This window comes from Streptomyces sp. YS-3, from assembly GCF_045257485.1.
GTDB lineage: Bacteria > Actinomycetota > Actinomycetes > Streptomycetales > Streptomycetaceae > Streptomyces.
The window spans coordinates 1-4,513 of the sequence record NZ_JBJHPC010000576.1; the positions used below are offsets into that span (position 1 = coordinate 1).

A 4,513-nucleotide genomic window follows, 5' to 3' on the forward strand; every position below is an offset into this window, starting at 1 on the left:
GAGCAGGGGGAGCGGGGCGTGCAGGCGCCAGATGCCCGGGAGGTCCAGTTGGGCCTGGCGTTTCACCAGCAGGATCTGCTGGACGGTGAGGAACGCGGTGAGCTTGCATTCCCCACTGCGCAGGGCGACCAGTCGGGCGTCGCGTACGACGGCGACAAGCCCCGTGATCTTGAAGGCCAGGTCGAGGCCCACATCGAGGGTGCCGAGGTTGACGCCGTCCACGAGCACGTCGACGTAGGGGCGGTGGCGCGAGGTGATCTCGTGGGTCGCGAGAGCGACGACCTCCTCGCTGCCCGGGGCGGCGCGGGTGCGGCGCGCGGCCTCCTTGAGTGCGGCGTGCTTGCGCCAGCCGCCCGCTGCCACGTCGAAGAGATCCATGCTGAGGAAGGAATCGATGACGGAGGCCATCTCGCCCTCGACGGCGCGTTGTGCTGGGGCCGTCAGCGGGCGGCTCGTTCCCGCGAGGACCACTCGGGCCGCCCCGGTGCCCTGGAGCGGGCCGACGAGCGCATCGGCCGGGCTGCCGTCCGCCTGGCCGAACAGGAAAGCACGCACCGAGAACGGCTCTGTCGCCGGAGCAGTCGTGGTCATGGCTTCACCTCGGAGGAGGCTGAAAGGGCCGATGGAGATCAACAGAGGTCAGTACAGACGCTGGTCACCCGGATCCGTGTGAGGTTCGAGCCGTACGGTGCGGTCCGCCGAACCGGGGTCCCGCTCCTCCTGTAGCGCGACCGTGCCGGCTCCGGGGCGCAGTGCGGCGCGGATGTGGTCGTGAGCCCAACGGGGGCCACGCTGGCGATGGTTGAGCAGGGAGAACAGGACGGCCAGGAGCAGCACGGCTCCGAAGAGGGTGGGCCCGACCACCCAAGCGGTGGGGATCGCGTTGCTGCCTTGGTCGGTTCCGCCAGTGCTCCCGTCGGTGCTACCGGTGGCGCTCGTGTTCTTGCCCGTGGTGCCTGTAGTGCCGGTGTCGTTGCCCGTAGGGCCTGTGGTGCCCGTGTCGTTGCCCGTAGGGCCTGTGGTGCCCGTGTCGTTGCCTGTGGAGTTCCCGTCGCTGCTTCCCGTGGCATTTCCTGTCGTGGTTCCGTTCGTCGCGGGCTCCGTCACCGTGAAATCAGCGGTGGCCTTCCGGTCGGGATAATCCGTGCAGGTCGCGTACACGTGGTGAGTCGTCGCGGTTGCATCTGCCGGAACGGCAAACTGCGCGGTGAACGCTCCGTCGCTCGTGACGTCGGCTCCCGGGAGCGGGGTGTCGTCCCACTTCAGATCCACATACGAGCAGTTGAATTGAGAACCGCTTACCGTGACAGATGTCCCTGACGCGCCTTCGGTGGGGTCCAGCGTGATTTCGGCGTCGGCCGGCGCCGTGACGACGAAGGGGGCGGTGCCGTAGGAGGCCTGTCTGTTGGCGTCTATACACCACGCCTGCACGTCATGAGACTTGGGAGTGGCGTCGGCCGGCACAGAGAAGGAGACGACCCCGGCGTCATCTGTCTTTGCGAAATCGCGGGGGCTCCCGTCCCAATCGATTTCGCTGATATAGCCAGGCGTGGTGCAGCTGGCCATACTGACGCTCACGGAAGTACTCGGGGCCCCCTCGGACGGGCTGAGGGAAATCGGTGCCGACGCGGACGGGCTCGGTGCCGCATGGGCCGCCGGGGCCCACGCAACCGCGATACTCACCAGCACGGCGGTCAGCGATCTGCAGAGGATCCGCGCGACGAATGACATGAGTCAGGGAGAAAGCGGAGGGAGAGGAGGGGCCGGAGCACGGAGTACGGAGTACGGAGTACGGAGTACGGTACCCCGGGTATCTGCCCTCAGGTATCACACTCCTCAATTCTCCTCCCTCCTGCCTTCCCCCGCTCGTCGTCAGCGGAATATCCCGGCAGGGAGATCTGCGCCTCAGCATGCTGCCATGAGCCGTGCGGAGGACCCTGGAACCATGAATGAGGCGCCGATAATCGTGCATCCGTTGCGCGGCACGGGTGGGCGGCGGGTGACGATCCGCGGGCAGATCGTCGGCCTGGCCTACTCCGACCGGGACCTGGCCGAGATCCTGCGCCGTGCCGGAATCGAGGAGAGTGTTGCCGAGGACATGGTGGCGGGGGACTCGCAGATGATCGAGTGGCGGGGCGGGCGTGCCCACCACTACGAAGCGGCTTAGTGAATCCCCCGCACCCGCCCTGACATGCGTTCAGCCAGCCCTGTTCGGGGCGCGCGCGAACAAGCGGTGATCAACGCGCGCGGTCAATCGGTGGTCAATCGGTGGTCAATCAGTGCAGTCCGGCGAAGAGGTCGTTCTCGGGCACGGCCGCGCCCGTGGTGTCCTGCACGCGTACGAAGGTCTCGACGCCCATCAATTCGGTGAACCTCTCCTGGCCCATCTTGAGGAAGAAAATGTTCTCGCCCTGGCTGGCATGCGCGGCCAGCGCCTCGAACTTCTGACCGCCGAACCCGCTGGCGTCCACCCAGGTGGTGATCTCCTCGTCCGGGAGTCCGATCTCGGCCAGTGCGGCGGCCTCAGCGGGATCGGGCTCCTGCCCCTCCGTACCGAACTCGCGCATGACCTCCCCGAACCGCTGCATCATCGAGCGGGGCGCCGTCGTCCAGTACACCTTCGGGGTCAGCTCGGTCATCTTCAGCGCCGCCATGGTGATGCGGTTGGCCTGAATGTGATCGGGGTGACCGTAGAAGCCGTTCTCGTCGTAGGTGACGACCACATCGGGCTCATAGCGCCGGAAGAGCTCCGCGAGCCGGGCGGCGCCCTCCTCGACGGGTGTCTTCCAGAAGGAGCCGGGGGCGTCGTTGGTCGCCCAGCCCATCATCCCGGAGTCGGCGTAATCGAGCATCTCCAGGTGACTGACCTTCAGGATTTCGCAGCTGGCCTCAAGTTCCTGACGCCGCATCAAGGCCACGGCCGCCGGGTCGTGTCCGGGGTCGCCCGGCTTGACGCCCCCAGGTCCGTCGCCGCAACCGCCGTCGGTACATGTCACGAGGACTGTGCGAACGCCCTCCGCCGCGTACCGGGCAAGGACTCCTCCTGTTCCCGTGGCCTCATCGTCGGGGTGGGCGTGCACCGCCATGAGTGTCAGGGGCCGGTTGTTCATGAAACAGTCCTCCAGCGTGGAAAAGTCTCGGTCCGAGGCAGTGGCGGGCGCATGGGCAGTCGCCCCTCACTGTCGATGTGTCGGATGAGCGGGCGTGCCGCGACCCCGCGGGCCCCGCACCGCGTCGGGGCGGCCTGCCGCTCTGGGTGTTCCGCGTCCGCGCGGCACCGGTCTCATGCCGGTGCAACAGTTTCGGCCGTACCGGTTGTTCCCGCCGAACACCAAAATCCCTCCGGGACCCGCCCTCGGCGAGAGCCCGGAAACCGCGCGGGGCGTGCCGCGCGGCGGCGTCGTCGGTCGCTTGCGACGAAGGCTCGTTCTGGCATCACACCGCTGCTTTACGTTCCGCCCGGCGTGGGGGAGGGGCTGGTGGTGCTGCCGCCGAGGGCGGTGACGGAGGCGGTGTAGGCGGGTTTCGGCTAGTAGTTGGCGTCGTACATGGTGGCGGCGCCGTAGCCGGGGAAGGTGCCGGGAATCCAGGAGTCCGCGTCACCGACACCCCACTGGGTGATGCCCGCGCAGCCGGGGACGGCCAGGCAGGTGTTGATCACGGCCGTGTAGTCGCTCGCCTGCTGCGCGAGCGCGGCGCCGGTCGCGGGGAGCTGGACGCGGTCGTCGAGCTCGGTGATGGCGACGTTCACCCCCAGTGCGGTGAACCGCTGGAGGTTGGCCTTGAAGGACGACGGGACCTGGCCGAGGATGAAGTGGGCCTGGAAGCCCACACCGTCCAGAGGGACGCCCTGGGCCTTGAGAGACTTGACCAGGTTGTACATGGCGTCACTCTTCGCGTTCTGGCCCTCGATGTTGTAGTCGTTGAGGTACAGCTTGGCGTCCGGGTCGGCCGCGCGTGCGGTACGCAGCGCGTCGGCCACGTATCCGCTGCCCATCGCGTTGAAGAAGGCGTCGGAGCGGTAGCTGCCGTCCTCGTTGAACAGCTCGTTGACCACGTCCCAGGCGTAGAGCTTGCCCTTGTAGTGCGAGACCTCGGTGGTGATGTGGTTCTCCATCGCGGCCTTGACCTGGGTGGTGGGCAGGCTGCTCACCCAGGAGGGGAGCTGGTTGTGCCAGACCAGGGTGTGGCCGCGCAGCTTCATCGCGTGGTCCTGGGCGAAGGAGACGATCCGGTCGGCGGGGGTGAAGTTGAAGCTGCCCCGCGAGGGCTCGGTGGTGTCCCACTTCATCTCGTTGCCGGGGGTCAGCATGCCGAACTGGCTGCCGGCGACGGCGGTGAGCGAGGAGTTGTTGAGGTCGCTCTGGGTGATGGCGGTACCGAAGTAGATGCCCTTGGCCTCGGCGAGCGAGCGGAGTGAGGGTCCGGCCGCGCCCGCCTGGCCGGTGGGCAGGAACGTGGCCGCGGCCAGGGCGACGACCGCGGTGACGGCGGCGGCGCCGAGGGCGCGGCG

Annotated in this window: 5 protein-coding genes; 1 reads left to right on the top strand and 4 read right to left on the bottom strand. The window is 67.9% G+C overall.

Annotated elements, in window-relative coordinates:
• A partial coding sequence (locus ACJA3G_RS31030) for a hypothetical protein (protein ID WP_406556364.1) occupies positions 1–591 on the bottom strand: 591 nt, incomplete at its 3' end.
• 48 nt (positions 592–639) lie between these two features.
• Positions 640–1,578 carry a hypothetical protein gene (locus ACJA3G_RS31035; RefSeq protein ID WP_406556365.1) on the bottom strand — a complete coding sequence of 313 codons (939 nt, stop codon included), beginning with the start codon at positions 1,576–1,578 and terminating at the stop codon, positions 640–642.
• Positions 1,579–1,999: 421 nt separating this feature from the next.
• On the opposite strand from ACJA3G_RS31035, the gene ACJA3G_RS31040 reads away from it, so the two are divergent.
• Positions 2,000–2,167, top strand: a complete 168-nt coding sequence (locus ACJA3G_RS31040; RefSeq protein WP_406556366.1) for a hypothetical protein — start codon at positions 2,000–2,002, stop codon at positions 2,165–2,167.
• Positions 2,168–2,276: 109 nt separating this feature from the next.
• Here ACJA3G_RS31040 and ACJA3G_RS31045 read toward each other — a convergent pair whose 3' ends face one another.
• Positions 2,277–3,110, bottom strand: coding sequence for a PIG-L family deacetylase (locus ACJA3G_RS31045; RefSeq protein ID WP_406556367.1), 834 nt, complete (start codon positions 3,108–3,110; stop codon positions 2,277–2,279).
• Positions 3,111–3,529: 419 nt separating this feature from the next.
• Positions 3,530–4,513, bottom strand: a 984-nt coding sequence (locus tag ACJA3G_RS31050) for an endo-1,4-beta-xylanase (protein ID WP_406556368.1), incomplete at its 5' end; no start/stop codon positions are given.

Coding starts and splice junctions, on each gene's coding strand:
- ACJA3G_RS31045 (WP_406556367.1), bottom strand. CDS start 3,110: ATGAACAACCGGCCCCTGACACTCATGGCGGTGCACGCCCACCCCGAC.